Here is a 15,967-nt window from a genome sequence, read left to right on the forward strand (position 1 = left end):
TGGACTAAAATTTATAAGTATGAAGTTATTTGTTGCGGCGTTTAAACGCGCCATTACTTTGGGAGTATTTCTCCATATTTTAGTTTATTCTGTAGGAAGTATTGCTGATTTTGATTTTCGCGAGGTACTCGCGCTTCTTCCAGCGAGTATTTTAATGTTCGTAGGCATACCATTTGTCGTGTTATACCTGAGTTTTAAGCATCCTTTTAGTCAGCTTTTAGGATTGAAAATAGGGATTGGAAGTTTTGCGTTTGGATTGTTGCTCAGTGTTCTTTTCAACGGTATCGATGCCGATTCATTTGTCTTTGAATCGGTGCATCTGGGAACGGGGCTTGGAGCGCTGTTATTAGCATTGATGGTGTACGCTAGTCAGTGGATTTCGCAGGGTTCTGATAGTATTGAATTGCGAGAGATAGGAGCGGTGAAATATCGAGTAAAATACGTATTGGCAATTGCCATTGCTGTGAGTGGACTCTATTCTTTGTTTACCTTAGTATTTGCTGAGAGCAGTGTGTTACTACTACCAATCTGGTACGAGCTGTTTCCTTTAGGGTTCACATTGAGCTTCGCTACCATTCACGTATTGACCTATAGTTATGTGCGATTTTCTGGCTGGAAGCGTCCCTTAGTTCTGGGCGGCTACTACTTGGTTGTTACTTTTGCCATTGTGACGATGCTGATCATCACCCGAAGTAGTTTTGCAATAGTGAAAGGAGGTCTCGGAGGAGCTTTGGCAAAGGCTTTTATTTTGCCTACCACCTTGTATTACGCAGTGTATCTCACCTTAGTGTTTTTAGGGACACATGGTTATTTTGTTTTATTGGTTCGATCGAGGCAACAAGTATTATTAGCCAAAGACCGAGCCGACTACAAAGAGGGGTATGACGAGTTAAAACAACAGTTGAGTCCTCACTTTTTATTTAATAATTTAAATGTATTGACAGGGCTCATTGAGGAGGATCCAGGGAAAGCGGTGGCGTTTTCAGATCAGTTGGCAGCTGTGTACCGCTATTACCTTCTTTTAGAAAACAACGATTTGATGACTGTAAAGGAAGAAGTAGCTTTTTTTTACCAGTATTTTTCATTGTTAGAACAGCGGTTTGAAGCTTGTTTTGTATTGGATAATAAACTGGATGCATCTTTCGATAACTATTATGTGGTAAGTTTGGCTTTACAGCAGATTACTGAAAATATTTGTAAACACAACAGCTTGAACAGAGCTCTTCCGATACAGGTAACTCTTGAGATTGCGGAGGGGTACTTGGTGGTGAGGAATTCAAAACAAGAGAAGGCCTACGATGAAAAGCATCAAAACGGTACAGGACTCAAAAATATTGAAGAACGCTATCGATTTTTTACCGATAAAGCAGTGAAGATAACGGATACTGAAACCACTTTTGAAGTTGCAATTCCATTATTAGAAATCGATGATTAAAGCAGTTATTATAGAAGACGAATTGGCGGCTAGCCGAAAGCTACAGCGTTTATTGCATAAGCAAGGGGTTGAGGTGATGGCGCAACTGAGTTCTATTGCTGATGCACTTCAGTGGTTTGGTAAACACGAAAGTCCTGAGGTGTTGTTTTTAGATATGAAGTTATCGGATGGATTGGGATTTTATTTGCTAGATCAGCTTCCACAGCTACGAACAAAAATTGTATGCACCACGGCCTACCCAGAATACAGTATTCAGGCTTTTGATTACAACAGTGTCGCATATTTGCTAAAACCTATTAATGAAGACAAGCTCGTAAAAGCGCTCGAGAAAATTGAGAGTCTACAAGCAGTAAGTTTTCAGGAGTTCCGAAATACTCTTGGGACAGCCCGACGAATACAAGGAGCGCACAAACGCAGGTTTACAACTAAAATTGGCGCTAGCATAAGAATTTTTGAAGCGACAGCTGTCTGTTGTTTTTTCAGTGCAGACAATGCTACGTATTTAAATGCATCAGGACGAAATGCGCTGTTGAATACTTCTTTGACTCATTTGTCAAATCAGCTCGATCCTCACGATTTTTTTCGTGTAAATAGAAAAGTAATCATAGCCCGCCATGCTCTTATAAGCGTTGATAAGTACTCGGTGACTAGGTTGTTAATTAAGCTGAGGGATTTTTCAGAATTTGAGATTATCGTCAGTCGTGATCGTGTTAAAGCGTTTAAAAATTGGTTAGACCTAGAGGAATTCGCCTAAAATTTAAAGACCTCGTTAAAGCGTAAATACACACCGTACGAATAGTCAAAGTTAAATTCTTTATTCTCTTGGGTAACCACAGAATCAATTGCTGGATTGAGTTGTAAAAAGCCTTCTAATTGTGCACCTAAGACTACATTTTTACTGAGTGCCTTTTGGTAGTAAATTTTGGTAAAAAGCAGACTTCTATCAACTTCTTGATGTGCTACGTATCGATTGTCTAAAACGCCGTTCCAGTAATTGACATTCGCTTTAAGTGAATAGGAATAAAACATCTCATTTCCACGAGCGGGGATAAAGTTACTTCCTCTAAAATAGGCCAAGACAGCATTAAAGTTTCGATTTCGATATGTTAAAGTAGCGTAAAAGGCATTTCCTCGTTTAAAAGGATACACCGCATTCGGGGCATCCGTGCCGTGCCACAGCCAAAAACTACTCAGATTCCAAGTGTCGTAGTCTGAGGTGTGGAATTTGTACTGCAACCCGATAGCCGCGTTGTGCAGGTCGTAGATGTCTGTGATGTTTCTCGGGTCCCTGAACTTTTTATTGATTTGGCCACCTCTATGTCTGGTTAACCATTGTACCGGTAAGCTTAAGTTGGGGAGTAGGGGCAATGCTGTCTGAAATCCCAATGTGAATACCTCTTTGAAATCATCGTTGGGGCGTATATAGTGCTCCCAGTCGAGCCAGAGGTCTAACTGCCATTTTGATTTAGTGTATTGGTAGCGAATACCCGTTTCGATGAGTTCTCGGCTTAGTATTTTTTCACTGGCTAGCAAGGGTTCAATCATTCCGTGGTTGTTACTTGCAACAGTGTTTCCAAACGTTAGCTGATGTGCTTTATTTCTGTAGTGTGCACTAAATGTTGGCAAGACATGTGCAATGGTTGACTCACCGAAGTTTTTCTGTACAAAAACTCCCGCTTTAAATTGTAGTTCAGGACTGTTTTGATAAACAAACTGTGGGTGGAGTTGTGTAGCGAGTAAGGTATAACCGTCAGCGATGAAATTAAAATATTCGTTGTTCTTTATAAAGTTGTGATTGTACACGTGCAGTCCAAACTTGTTAATCGGAGTATTGCTTAGTGTATCCTTGGTATAAAAAACGGACTCTTGAGCAACGAGCATAAAAGAAGCGCTAAATAAAAGAGCGAATAGTAATTTCTTCATCATGAGTTATAGTCAATAATTGCGTCGGAATTTACGACAAATATTTAAGTTGGTGGGCATAAAAAAACCTGCAAATTATGCAGGTTTTTATTATGTTGAATACTTTGTTATTTAATTCATTCGCGTCCTTGCTTTGATAAAATCAGACACTAAATAACTGATGAATTTTCCAACTTGTCCAGCTGTGGTAGGTTCGTTTTTTACGGCCGGTGCTCCTTCGCAAATGTGTAAGTAGCTCGCATTAGCGTGTTTTCCTAAGTTGTAAACAAACTGTCGTGCTTCACGAGCAGAAAAGCCACTAGGCGTCATAGCACTACTCGGGAAGTGTTCAATGCAATCCAGATCTAACTCTATACCGTAATGCGTATTGGTGATAAAATCCACAGCTCGTTGTAGTTCATTTGTAAAGGAGGCTAGCTGTGTAATCGCCAATTCTTCATAGGTGTTGTATTCTAAATTAGGATTGTTGTGTATTTCTTCAAATATATACTGAGGCGTGTAGTTTTCATGAAGCCCAAACATAAAGTACTTTTGCAAATATCCCTGGTCTAAGGCATAAGAAAACCCGTTGCCACTATGGCGCTCTTCTAGGCGTCTTAAATCGGTATGAGCATCCATGTTAATCACATTCACAGCATTTCCTTTTGCCGATGCGAGTCCTTTGATATTTCCAAATGCGTTATTGTGTCCACCTCCAATAATAATAGGAGTTTTATCGGCTTCAATAATTTGACGGATAATATCAGCTAAGGCATCGTCAATTTTTTTCACCAAACGATCGCCTAATGCGCGGTCTTTAGGATCGAATTTTAAGACATCATCCAAACAGTCGAGATAGCCCAGAACAGCGATGTCACTACCTTGGATAAACTGATTTTGTTGGGTATTGAGGAAGGCTTTTAAACCGGGAATGAATCCGGTATGTGCACCGCCATTACCTCCGTTCATTTTTACGCCAATATCTTCAGGGACTCCTAATAAAATATACTGAGCATCGAGTTCTTGTAGAGCCTCTTCAAAGGATACCCGTTGGTTGAATACCGCTACGGTTTCTCCGAGTTTGGTTTCACCAGGTCGTTTGTTAACGAATTGATCTATGTGTTCTCTAGTAAAAAAAGTAAGCATAAAAGCAATGTGTTATAGGGTGAATTAAATTTTCTTACCGTCGATATAAACACTATCGATGTGGTTAGATCCGAAACTGTACGGTAAAAACCCATAAGAAGGGATTTCCTTTGTCACTATAATATTCGCCTTTTTTCCTTTGGTGATACTTCCTACTTCTTCGGCGAGATTCATGGCATAAGCTCCGTTAAGTGTTGCCGCGTTAATCGCTTCTTCCGGAGTCATTTTCATTTTTATACAGGCGGTAGCCACTACGAAATTCATATTTCCTGAAGGTGTTGACCCTGGGTTGTAGTCGGTAGCAAGGGCTACAGGTAAACCTGCATTCATTAAGTCTCTTGCAGGCGTATAAGGAATGCTTAAAAAGTAAGAACAAGAGGGGAGTGCTACTGGCATGGTAGTACTACCTTGTAAGGCAGTAATATCGTCTGCATTCATCACCTCTAAATGATCTACTGACAAAGCATTGTTTTTGACACTCATAGCAACGCCACCGATCGTGGTAAACTGGTTGACGTGTACTTTAGGTGTAAGTCCGTATTTTTGAGCAGCGATCAAAATTCTATCTGTATCTTCCACAGAAAAATATCCTGTTTCACAAAAAGCATCTACAAACTCAGCGAGTTTTTCAGAGGCAACTTTGGGTAGCATTTCTTCAATGATTTGCTGAATATAGGCTTCTTTGTTATTTTTAAACTCTGTAGGAAATGCATGGGCTCCTAAAAAGGTAGCCTTTATGGGCAGCGCGTAGTTTTCTTTCAGTTTTTTTATCACGCGAAGCATCTTGAGTTCTGCTTCAACGGTTAAACCGTATCCCGATTTAATTTCGATAGCTCCGGTACCTAAAGAAATAACTTCGTCCAAGCGTTTTGAGGCTTGTTCATAAAGGGCCTCTTCAGAGGTTTCTTGGAGTTTTTTTGCAGAGTTGAGTATTCCTCCACCATTGTTGGCTATTTCTTCGTACGAAAGTCCGTTGATACGGTCTACAAATTCTTGTTCTCTATTACCAGCATAAACGATATGGGTATGAGAATCACACCAGGTAGGTAAAACAATCTGGCCCGTGCAATCTACAGTAGTATCTGCAGTTTGTGGAGCTTGATCCATAGGACCAAAGTCTTCTATGCGATCGTCTTTTATGAATAAAAAAGCGTTTTTAATGCTCGGGAGTGTCGCCATGTCTTTACCACTTACTTTGGTAGTAGCTGCGTCACGTATCTGTAATAACTCTTTAATGTTAGTAAATAAAGTTGTCATGTGTTGTTCGTATTAGTACGAGACAAACTTACATTAAAATGACCAAAGTCTTAGCGGTTTTTTTGAATAACTGGCATCCGAATAACAACGGGTTTTAAGCGGTTTTTTCAACCTTTGCAAAAAACAAATAGCTATCGCGAACGATAGCTATTAGCATTTAGAACATACCGTTAGTATGTGCCATTTCGGATGGGATTTCTTGGATAACATCCCAGTGTTCTACAATTTTTCCATCAGCAACTCGAAATAAATCGTAAAAGGCATGAGGGCGCTGGTGCCAACTCCCTTCGCTGATCGTCAAAACGAAGTTACTTTCTCCCAAAATTTTGTGAGTTTTTTTGTAAACAAACATATCTCCTTGTGCTGTGAGGTAGTCTATTGCTTCGGACAATCCTTGTAATCCATCAGCCACCATAGGGTTGTGTTGATCGTATTGGGTAGTGCTCAGGTATTGAGTAATGCGTTCAGGGTGTTTGCCAAATAAAACATCTTTGACAAAATTGCTAACCAGCATTTTGTTTACTTCCGTTTTGTCCAAGTCTGTAATTGCGGTTGGTCCATCAACTTGCGAGCGGCCGCTTTTGGTGGTTTGTACTTTAGGCGTGATAGCATCCCAATGCTCCGCAACGCGCCCGTTTTCCATACGCCAAACATCAAAAGTTACTACTTCTGGAGCGCCAAAAGCATCGGCATTGATGTAGCTATTATGCATAACTATAAAGTTACCGTCTTGTAACATACGATGTGTGGTACTTTTTGTTTGGGCTTTCTCGAGTACCGGTAAAAAACCCAATACGGGAGCAATTCCCGTTGGTACATGGGGATTGTGTTGAATGTAATTTTCGGAAAAGTACTGTTGTACCTCTTCTGCATTGTAGCGGTTAAAAAAAGCATCTTGAGCACGTGTCGCTAATGACTTTAAATCGATTGAATGTGTGGTCGTTTTCATGGTGTTTTGTTGATTGTTTTGCTGTGAGCTCTTGCAAGAAGTCCCTAGTAGGACTATAGCCATGCCAAGAGCAATTGATTTGTTTAGCTTCATAAATTAACGAGTTAAATCTCTGTGCAAAGTTCAAGAAAGCTACCAGTTATTCGAGTATCCTAATGGTACTATCTAGTGTAAAAATGGGAAATTACCTGGTTGTGCTCCTAAATTCTTCAGGCGTTAGTCCGGTGTTTTTCTTAAAGTACTTATAAAAGTTACTCGTTTCTTCGAAACCAGTTTCAAAAGCAATTTCTTTTATAGGGAGGTTGGTATTAAGTAAATGGCGTTTGATGACTTTGATGTAGGTAGCGTCGATAAATACTTTAGCCGATTGGTGTATGATGCTTTGGGTAATCGTATTCAGGGTTTTTGAAGAGATGTTTAGGCGAGCTGCATAGTAACTTACTTTTGAAGAGGAGCAAATGTGTTTTTCTACCAAGGCTTGAAACTCTAAAAATTCTTTCAAGTATTTTATATTGCTGATGGTGAGACCCTGCTTTGATTTAATTCGATACAAGGTGGTTAAGAGTATGTGAAGCTGACTGCGAATAATTCCTAGAGAAAATTGATCGCGTTGTTCGAAATATTCGCGCTTTATTTGCGCAATGATACGCAGGCTTGCTTCGGCTTGCTGTTCCTCGAGTTGAAATACAGGAGGGCCTAGGAGTTCGTTAAAGAGCTGCATGGCTATTTCATTAGCAGAAGCTTCGAGGTAACTAACCAGAAAGTTGTCTGTAAATAATAGTAAATCTCCCTTAGCCTCAGGGTTTAGATAAAACTTGTGCAATTGTTGTTTTCGTATGCTCAGTACACTTCCGGCTTGATAAGGATAGTCCGTAAAGTCTATGCGGTGCTTTCCTTTTCCTTCTCTAATAATAACCAACATGAAAAAATCTACTACTTGGAGTTCATTGAGCTCGTGCTCAAGACCTGTCATTTGAAATAAGTTTTCCAATGTTATGATGTCAAATTCGGCTCCAGGTAACTGTTGATTATTGAATTTTATGTGTGCGAAGTCCTTTATCATAATGCGGAATTACAATGACATGCTTACAATAGGATAGGGTTTACCGCTGCCGTCTAGCGGGGATCTTCCGATGACTTTAAATCCCATTTTTGTATAAAAATTCAAAGCCTGTTCATTCGCCTCATTTACTTCGACGAGAGCACAGTTTTTTTGAGTAATTGCGAAGTTTACCAAGGAACTCCCCAGTCCAGCTCTTCGGACATCAGGATGAATGAAAAGCATTTCAATACTATTTTTATGAATGCCGAGAAATCCGTTGGGCTTTCCTTCTGTATCTTTGGTATAAAACAATGCTACCGCATAGAAATACTCATTTCGAATACGCGGTTTGTAATAACGAAGGTCTTCTTCTTTTAAAAAGTGATGGGTTGCTCGTACCGACGCTTCCCAAATGTCTAGAAATTCGTCGTATAGGTTTTCAGTGGCTGGATATATCTTGTTATTCATCTGTTTTTGTGGGAGTACCTGTTGTAACCAACAATCGATACTGTCTGTAAAGATATGAAAAAGACAGGCTGCTGCGAACAGACGAATGGGGCGCTTCAAAAACAGTCCCAATAGATATACACCTATGGCTAGGTAGCTGTGGAGAGGATGGAAATTAATACTACACCGGTCTGATTGAAATATCGGGGTTGCCAACATATGATCTAAATCGATGAGCATACTGGCCAAAAAGATGAGATACACCTTTTTCCATTGCTCTTTAAACAGAAATACAGCAATGAGCAAAGGGGCTCCAAAATGCAGAAAATAGTGAATTAATGAGCGCATGACTTACTGGAAATCTCGCTGTCTTTTCGCTTCAAAAGTCAAAATAGCAGCGGCTACAGAGACGTTCATTGAATCGATGGTACCTTGCATGGGGATGTTGATGTTTTGAGTGGCGCGTTCTCTCCAAATTTCTGTTAAGCCTGTGGCTTCTGTACCCACAACTAATGCCGAGGGCTGTGTGTAATCGTTGAGGTGGTAAGCATTAGAGTTCTGCAATGTTGCGCTGTATATGTTTATCTCTTGTGCTTCGAGGTATTCACAAATTTCTTCTGAGCTTCCAACAGCGATTTGATTGGTGAATAAACACCCGACACTCGATCGAATAATATTTGGATTGTACAAGTCAGCTTTCGGATCGGCAATAAAAACAGCATCGACATTTGCCGCATCAGCTGTGCGAAGCATGGCTCCGACATTGCCTGGTTTTTCAATACTTTCCATTACTAGCACTAGAGGTGTTTCGGTATTGAATTTAACAGCATCCAAAGAGAAATCTTTTGATTTTAGAACTGCGATAATCCCTTCAGTAGATTCGCGATAAGCCAATTTTTTATAGACTTCTCTTGAAATTTCTACGTATTTATTCGTGTCAGTATCAAAAGAAGTAAGTGTAGTAGTATCGCACAAACTAGGGTCAAAGAGCAGGTGGGTAATTTCATAGCTTCCCGCGAGGGCTAGTTTTAGCTCACGTTGTCCTTCTACAATAAAAACACCTTTCTTTTTTCTCTCTCGTGCTTTGTCTTGTAGTTTTAACAAATCTTTTATAAATGAATTTTGTGGGCTTGTGATACTTTTCATGCTTGCAAAAATAGCATTCTGCACCCATTTAATCACAGATTCTCTAAAAAGAATTAAGAGGGTAGTTGTGAGAAATTTAGCGCAGTCTTGATAGTCAACACACTGCTCCTTTTAACTGCCCATTAACAGAGAGGCCAACTAATTTTAGTATTTTTGAAGCCAAAGCTTGTAAATACTGAGCTAAAAAACCTTAATTTAAAGAGTTAGATACAACGTATGAAGTTATTTAATAGGATCATCCTCGTAATTTTAGTAGTTAATTTTTCTTGGGTTCAGGCCCAAGATGTGTACCACCCGGAACGAGAAAAAACACACGATTTAATTCACACCAAATTAAAAGTCGCTTTCGATTTTAAAGCAAAAGAATTAAAAGGAGAAGAATGGGTTCGTCTCCGTCCCCATTTTTACGCAACTGATAAAGTAGTATTGGATGCCAAAGCCATGCTCATTCACGAGCTGAAGTTAAACGGGAAAACGCTACCGTATAATTACGATGATTTTAAATTGAGAATTGATCTTCCAAGGGTCTATAAAAAAGACGAAGCCTTTGAACTGTATATCAAATATACAGCAAGACCTGAAAGAGTCAAGCAGCAAGGGAGTGCCGCGATCACCAGTGCCAAAGGGTTGTATTTTATCAATCCAAATGGTCTCGATCCTGATAAACCAACTCAGGTGTGGACTCAAGGAGAAACGGAAGCTAGTAGTTGTTGGTTTCCTACCATCGATGCTCCCAACCAAAAGACATCACAAGAAATTTACATCACCGTACCTAGTAAATATGTGACTTTATCTAATGGGAAGCTCGAAAAACAAACCAATAATCCAGACGGGACGCGCACGGATTATTGGAATTTTAACCAAAAGCACGCACCTTATTTGTTTTTTATGGGAGTAGGGGAGTTCGAGATTATTCGTGACAAATACAAAGAGATTCCCGTTGATTATTACGTCGAAAAGAAATACGCACCTTATGCAAAGGAGATATTTGGAGATACACCTGCAATGCTCGCTTTTTTCTCTAAGATAACGGGAGTTGAATACCCGTGGAACAAGTATGCGCAGTTAGTTGGTCGCGATTATGTTAGCGGTGCAATGGAAAATACAACTGCAGTAATCCACGGTGAACACGCCTATCAAGTTCCGGGTCAGCTCATCGATCAAAACAGTCATGAAAAAACGATTGCGCACGAGGCTTTTCACCATTGGTTTGGTGATTTAGTAACGGCAGAAAGCTGGAGTAATTTAACGGTTAACGAGAGTTTTGCTAATTACAGCGAATATTTGTGGTTTGAACACAAATACGGAAAAGATTTTGCCGATGCACATATGTTTGAGGAAATCAAAGCCTACAAGGAAGGTCAGAATTTTAACAAGCACCTTGTTCGTTTTAATTACGCGGATAAGGAAGATATGTTTGATGCGGTTAGTTATAATAAAGGAGGGGCAATTTTACATATGCTTCGCAATTACTTAGGAGATGAGGCCTTTTTTGCAGGAATGAAAACCTATTTAGAGGCTCATAAGTACGGTACTGGTGAAGCACATCAATTGCGTTTGGCTTTTGAAAAGGTCAGCGGGAAAGATTTAAATTGGTTTTTTAACCAATGGTATTTTAGCAATGGACACCCTACCTTAGATATAAGCTATGACTACAATAAGCTATTAAAAACCGTTGCGGTAAATATCAATCAAACTCAAGATAAGGTATTTCAATTTCCACTAGCAATCGATATTTTCGAAGGAGGTAAACGAACGAGACATACAGTTTTTGTCGATGGACGTGAACGCTCGTTTTCTTTCCCATTTACGAAGCAACCGGAGTATATTCAAATAAATGCTGATGCTGTTTTGTTGTGTGATGTTATCGAAAATAAGCTGACGGATGATTATATATTCCAATTAAAAAATGCCGTGAGTTTTATTCACAAAAGGGAAGCCTTGCTGGCATTGCGCAACAAACAGGATGAAAAACGAGTTTTTAAGGCAATCAGTCAGGCCATGAACGATCCGTTTTTTAAAGTTCGAATATTAGCCTTGAATAATATCAACTTAATTTATAAGAATTCAAAGAAGGCTGTTATTGAAAAAATCAAGCAATTGGCGATGAACGATCCTAAAACCTTGGTACAGGCAGCAGCTATCGAAACTTTAGGAAAGTTGACAGATCCGGAATTAAAACCGGTTTTTGAAAAGGCGCTTGAAAGTAAATCCTACGCTGTATTGGGGAAAGCTCTTGTAGCAATGTATTACGTAGACAAAGACTTGGCTATCAAGAAGTCGAAAACCTTACCAGTAGAGGTGAAAAAGATCATTGCCACCCCCTTAACACGTATCTATTTAGAAGAAAATGATGCTGAAGAATTAAATTTTATTGCGAGTAATGTAATGTCGGGCATGTTTTTGAGTCCAAATAAACAAATTCAATCATTGTATAAAAAGGCCTACGATAAGATTGCCGAGAGTAACAATTCGGAAGCCATTAGAAATTTAGCCAATGATATTGTTGCCAAGGGTATTCAATACAAGCAGTATAATTTTGACAAGGTAGGTATTAATTTATTGCGCCAAATGGTTCAAAAGCAAAAAAATGCGAATCCGTCAAACAAGCATAAAAATATCGAAATTATCAAAACTGCTATGGCTAAATTATTAGAATAATTTAATCATTTATGAGAGTAGTTAGAATTGTAAGTTTAGTTATTGTAAGTTTAGTAGTTTGGAGCTTTGCAAAAGGCCCTGAAAGGAGAAACTCAGAAGTAAGACCTATGGGGCATCAAAAGGATACCAAGGTGGCTTATTTTGCCAGTGGATGTTTTTGGTGTGTCGAAGCTGTTTTTGAAAGCGTACGTGGCGTAGAGGAGGCGGTATCAGGATATGCCGGAGGACATACGACTAACCCGACGTATCAGCGCATAGGTACAGGGCGAACGGGACATGCTGAAACCGTTGCTGTGTATTACGATCCTCAAAAGGTAAGTTATAAAACCTTAGTGACCGTATTTTTTGGTTCTCATGACCCAACTACCGTAAACGGACAGCATCCGGATTACGGGACACAATACCGCTCTATAGCTTTTTATCAAAACAAGCGAGAAAAGCAGGTATTAGAGAAGTATATAGCAGGCTTGTCAAAGGTGTATAAAAGGAAAATAGCCACAGAGGTCCTACCTTTTAAGAAATTTTATAAAGCGGAGGAGTATCATCAAAATTACGAACGCTTGCATCCAGACAATCCTTATGTGAAAAATGTATCGATACCGAGGTTAAACAAGTTTAAAAGAAAGTTTCCACAACTTTTAAAGTAATAAAAAAAGGCACTGTAAAGTGCCTTTTTTGTTAACTGTCTTTTCGATACCAATATGCGGTTCTTCCTAAAAGAGAGAATCCGATATATCCGCGAATTTTTAATTTATTTGCATTTTCTAGTTTGATGAAACACTTGTATTCTTTTCCTTTTTTAGGGTCTAAGATTTTTCCACCACTCCATTCGTCACCGTCTTTTTTTAGTCCAGTTAAAATATTCATTCCTAAAATAGGCTTGTTTTTATTTTTACCGCTACACTTATCACAAACAGCATTTTGTCTGTTTTCATCAGTGATTTCAATAATTTTAGCATAGGCTTTACCGTCTTTTTCGTACACTTCGATAACGCTGTCTACGCGATTTGTTTTCTCATCTCGGTTTTCCCATTTTCCAAAAATCGTTTGCGCCTGCATACCTAAAGTAGCTAATAGCATGAATGTAAAAAATAATTGCTTCATAGTATCCTGTTTTGATTTAATGAATTTACTAGTTAAAATTGTTAGTCGTATTGGGCGTCAAAATTGTCGTCCCACTTACCTTGTACACGGAGTACCTGCTCAATGATGTCACGGACACAGCCTTCGCCTCCTTTTTTATCTGAGATGTACTTCGATACCTGTTTTATTTCTCGTACACCGTCATTAGGGCTACAAGGCATTCCTACTTTGGCCATTACTGGGTAGTCCGGAATATCATCGCCCATATACATCACGTTGGCTGGGTTTAATTGATACTTTTCAACGAGTTCAGTGTACTGTTCCATTTTATTGTGTGCACCCAAGTAGATGTCTTGAATACCGAGGTTGGCAAGACGCGTTCGCACACCTTCGTTTTTACCACCCGAGATGATACACACGCGATATCCAGCTTTTACCGCAGCTTTGAGCGCGTAGCCATCCTTGATATTCATATGTCGTATGAGTTCACCACTAGGCATGATGGTTACCATTCCGTTAGTTAATACCCCATCAACATCAAAGATCAGAGTGTCAATTTGTGGAAGTAACTCTTTATAACTTTTTTCCATTTCGTATTGAATCGGTTAATAATTGATAAATTTCTTGTTGTTCCTGAGTCAAAAGATTCAGGTGTTTTTGTATGGTCTTTTCGTCGTTGCGCTTGGCTGGTCCGGTTTGTGCCGATTCAGGAGCTAAGTTTTGAATTTTAGCTGCTGTTTCACCGATTAGCGGATGCAATACTTCAAAAGGTACAGCATAGCGATTACAAATATCATACCCAATTTTATATAGGTGATTGGTGAAATTGTTGACGAAGACAGCTGCCACATGTAAATAGCGACGTTGCTCAGAATTTATTGCATAAATTTTAGAGCCGATACATTCAGCCAATGTTTTCAACAGCGCAAAATCATCTGGGTTTGGTGCTTCTAAACAAAAAGGAACATCAGAGAAGTCGACTTCTTTTGCCTTGCTAAAACTCTGTAATAGGTAAAATACTCCTTTTCTCTGTGAATTCTCCAAGCTTTGTAGATCAGCGCTTCCCGAGGTATGGACTACCAATCGGGCATTGTTAAGTTGCTGTGAAACAATAGAGATGGCGTCGTCAGAGACTGCGACAATTGCCACGTCTACTGCTTTCATTTCATTAAGTGAATGGGCGATAGGAAGGGTATTGAATTCGCTTAATTGCTCGGGTTTCCTCGCATAAAGTTCCACAATTTCAACTTGTGGAACGGGTAAAAAAGCACGAATCAAATGATGGGCGATATTGCCTCCTCCTATAATAGCTATTCGAATCATATAAGCGAAGATATTGATTTTATTTAAGAGGATTTGCGATTTTTTTTGCATATTTGTATCATTATGATTGTTTAAGTTTACCCATCGACATATAATTATTTAAAAACCTTTGTGTTAAAGGTTCATTGTTTATGTGAAAACTTTTTAAAATGACAAAATACAATCATACTTCAACTTATATACATTCTATTTTTTCTTTATTTAAACAAGCTATCTTAGGGAAAGAGCACGACTTTACCCAAGGAAATTTGAAAAGAGCAGTTTTTATGCTGTCAATTCCAATGATTTTGGAAATGCTTTTTGAATCGGTATTTGCTTTGGTCGATGCGTTTTTTGTATCGAGGGTAAGCGTTAATGCTATTGCAACCGTGGGATTAACCGAGTCAGTACTGACCTTGGTGTACGCGGTAGCCATTGGATTGAGTATGTCAGCCACGGCAATGGTGGCCCGTCGTATCGGTGAAAATGAGCCCGAAAAAGCCAATGAAACTGCGGTACAGGTAATTTTCTTAGGCGTCGTATTGGCAGCACTTATCAGTGCTGTGGGGATCGTTTATCCCAAAGAGTTATTGGAACTCATGGGAGGATCTCCCGAATTGATTGCAGAAGGATACGGTTACACGCAAATAGTACTAGGAGGAAACATTACCGTAATGTTGTTATTCTTAATAAATGCCGTGTTCCGAGGGGCGGGAAATGCCTCCATAGCCATGTGGACGCTTATAGTATCTAACGTGCTCAACATGATTTTGGATCCCCTGTTGATTTTTGGTTGGGGCCCCATTCCAGCGTACGGCCTTGAAGGGGCTGCTATTGCCACAACCACCGGTAGAGGGGTTGCGGTAGTACTCCAATTAGGGATTTTGTTTTTTGGATCAGGTAAAATAAAACTGAGTCTAAGAGCACTGCAATTGCAACTCGCTCTAATGCTTCAATTACTACGCGTTTCTATTGGAGGAATCGGACAATTTTTAATAGGGACTTCTAGTTGGGTATTTTTAATGCGCATGATATCTGAATTTGGAAGCGAAGTATTGGCGGGATACACGATTGCCATTCGTATTATGCTGTTTACTTTAATGCCCGCTTGGGGAATGAGCAATGCCGCTGCTACTTTAGTAGGACAAAATTTAGGAGCTAAACAACCTGAGCGTGCGGAACAATCGGTATGGATTACAAGTAAGTATTGCGCGTGGTTTATGGGGTTGGTATCGTTAGTTTATTTGGTAGGAGCTACGGAATTTTTAGCCCTGTTTTCTTCAAATGCAACGGTAATTGAAAACGGAGCGCTGTGTTTGCGAGTTATGGCTATAGGTTATATCGCCTATGCTTATGGTATGGTAACAATTCAATCGTTTAACGGAGCGGGGGATACCATAACACCAACCATTATCAATTTTGTTTGTTTTTGGTTGTTTCAATTACCTTTTGCCTATGCCGTTGCCATTTATTTCGATTACGGTCCAAAAGGAGTCTTTTGGTCTATAACCTTGGCAGAGGTACTCATTGCTATTATTGGTGTTTTGTGGTTTAGGAAGGGGAATTGGAAGCAGGTGAAAGTTTAAAATGTTTTTCG

At 39.5% G+C, this 15,967-nt stretch carries 15 protein-coding genes; 5 read left to right on the plus strand and 10 right to left on the minus strand.

Annotation, left to right across the window (positions count from 1 at the left end):
* The first annotated feature begins 19 nt into the window (after positions 1 to 19).
* Both ACKTS5_RS07705 and ACKTS5_RS07710 read left to right on the plus strand, forming a co-directional pair.
* Positions 20 to 1,435, plus strand: coding sequence for a sensor histidine kinase (locus ACKTS5_RS07705; RefSeq protein WP_408043285.1), 1,416 nt, complete (start codon positions 20 to 22; stop codon positions 1,433 to 1,435).
* Positions 1,428 to 2,189, plus strand: a complete 762-nt coding sequence (locus tag ACKTS5_RS07710; RefSeq protein ID WP_408043286.1) for a LytR/AlgR family response regulator transcription factor — start codon at positions 1,428 to 1,430, stop codon at positions 2,187 to 2,189. The genes ACKTS5_RS07705 and ACKTS5_RS07710 overlap by 8 nt, the downstream gene beginning before the upstream one ends.
* Here the strand turns inward: ACKTS5_RS07710 and ACKTS5_RS07715 are convergent.
* The 7 genes from ACKTS5_RS07715 to ACKTS5_RS07745 form a co-directional block, all read right to left on the minus strand.
* The gene (locus ACKTS5_RS07715) at positions 2,186 to 3,361 is read right to left on the minus strand and encodes a hypothetical protein (RefSeq protein WP_408043287.1); all 1,176 of its coding nucleotides are present in this window, start codon (positions 3,359 to 3,361) and stop codon (positions 2,186 to 2,188) included. The two genes, ACKTS5_RS07710 and ACKTS5_RS07715, sit on opposite strands and share 4 nt — an antisense overlap.
* 108 nt (positions 3,362 to 3,469) lie before the next feature.
* Positions 3,470 to 4,483: a formimidoylglutamase gene (locus ACKTS5_RS07720; protein WP_408043288.1), complete on the minus strand. Its 1,014-nt coding sequence runs from the start codon at positions 4,481 to 4,483 to the stop codon at positions 3,470 to 3,472.
* Positions 4,484 to 4,507: 24 nt separating this feature from the next.
* The gene (gene hutI / locus ACKTS5_RS07725; RefSeq protein ID WP_408043289.1) at positions 4,508 to 5,740 is read right to left on the minus strand and encodes an imidazolonepropionase; all 1,233 of its coding nucleotides are present in this window, start codon (positions 5,738 to 5,740) and stop codon (positions 4,508 to 4,510) included.
* 157 nt (positions 5,741 to 5,897) lie between these two features.
* Complete coding sequence (locus ACKTS5_RS07730) at positions 5,898 to 6,782, minus strand: nuclear transport factor 2 family protein (protein WP_408043290.1); 885 nt, start codon at positions 6,780 to 6,782, stop codon at positions 5,898 to 5,900.
* Positions 6,783 to 6,873: 91 nt separating this feature from the next.
* Positions 6,874 to 7,752, minus strand: coding sequence for an AraC family transcriptional regulator (locus tag ACKTS5_RS07735; RefSeq protein WP_408043291.1), 879 nt, complete (start codon positions 7,750 to 7,752; stop codon positions 6,874 to 6,876).
* A 9-nt stretch (positions 7,753 to 7,761) separates the two neighbouring features.
* Complete coding sequence (locus ACKTS5_RS07740; protein ID WP_408043292.1) at positions 7,762 to 8,526, minus strand: DUF6122 family protein; 765 nt, start codon at positions 8,524 to 8,526, stop codon at positions 7,762 to 7,764.
* A 3-nt stretch (positions 8,527 to 8,529) separates the two neighbouring features.
* A complete protein-coding gene (locus tag ACKTS5_RS07745; RefSeq protein WP_408043293.1) occupies positions 8,530 to 9,324 on the minus strand; it encodes a TrmH family RNA methyltransferase in 795 nt (264 codons plus the stop codon).
* Positions 9,325 to 9,540: 216 nt separating this feature from the next.
* Between ACKTS5_RS07745 and ACKTS5_RS07750 the strand changes: the two genes are divergently transcribed.
* Together ACKTS5_RS07750 and msrA are read left to right on the plus strand one after the other, a co-directional pair.
* A complete protein-coding gene (locus ACKTS5_RS07750) occupies positions 9,541 to 11,985 on the plus strand; it encodes a M1 family aminopeptidase (RefSeq protein ID WP_408043294.1) in 2,445 nt (814 codons plus the stop codon).
* An 11-nt stretch (positions 11,986 to 11,996) separates the two neighbouring features.
* Complete coding sequence (gene msrA / locus ACKTS5_RS07755; protein WP_408043295.1) at positions 11,997 to 12,632, plus strand: peptide-methionine (S)-S-oxide reductase MsrA; 636 nt, start codon at positions 11,997 to 11,999, stop codon at positions 12,630 to 12,632.
* Between the two features lie 31 nt (positions 12,633 to 12,663).
* On the opposite strand, the gene ACKTS5_RS07760 is transcribed toward msrA, so the two are convergent.
* From ACKTS5_RS07760 to ACKTS5_RS07770, 3 genes are read right to left on the minus strand one after another with little or no spacing between them, the layout of a single operon-like run.
* Positions 12,664 to 13,089 carry a DUF2147 domain-containing protein gene (locus ACKTS5_RS07760; RefSeq protein WP_408043296.1) on the minus strand — a complete coding sequence of 142 codons (426 nt, stop codon included), beginning with the start codon at positions 13,087 to 13,089 and terminating at the stop codon, positions 12,664 to 12,666.
* 41 nt (positions 13,090 to 13,130) lie between these two features.
* The gene (locus tag ACKTS5_RS07765; protein WP_408043297.1) at positions 13,131 to 13,658 is read right to left on the minus strand and encodes a KdsC family phosphatase; all 528 of its coding nucleotides are present in this window, start codon (positions 13,656 to 13,658) and stop codon (positions 13,131 to 13,133) included.
* Complete coding sequence (locus ACKTS5_RS07770) at positions 13,642 to 14,442, minus strand: Rossmann-like and DUF2520 domain-containing protein (protein WP_408043298.1); 801 nt, start codon at positions 14,440 to 14,442, stop codon at positions 13,642 to 13,644. The genes ACKTS5_RS07765 and ACKTS5_RS07770 overlap by 17 nt, the downstream gene beginning before the upstream one ends.
* Before the next feature lie 98 nt (positions 14,443 to 14,540).
* Here ACKTS5_RS07770 and ACKTS5_RS07775 point away from each other — a divergent pair, with 98 nt between their 5' ends.
* A complete protein-coding gene (locus ACKTS5_RS07775) occupies positions 14,541 to 15,956 on the plus strand; it encodes an MATE family efflux transporter (RefSeq protein WP_408043299.1) in 1,416 nt (471 codons plus the stop codon).
* Positions 15,957 to 15,967 lie beyond the last annotated feature (11 nt).

The sequence above is a fragment of the Tenacibaculum litopenaei genome (assembly GCF_964514025.1).
Classification (GTDB): domain Bacteria; phylum Bacteroidota; class Bacteroidia; order Flavobacteriales; family Flavobacteriaceae; genus Polaribacter; species Polaribacter litopenaei.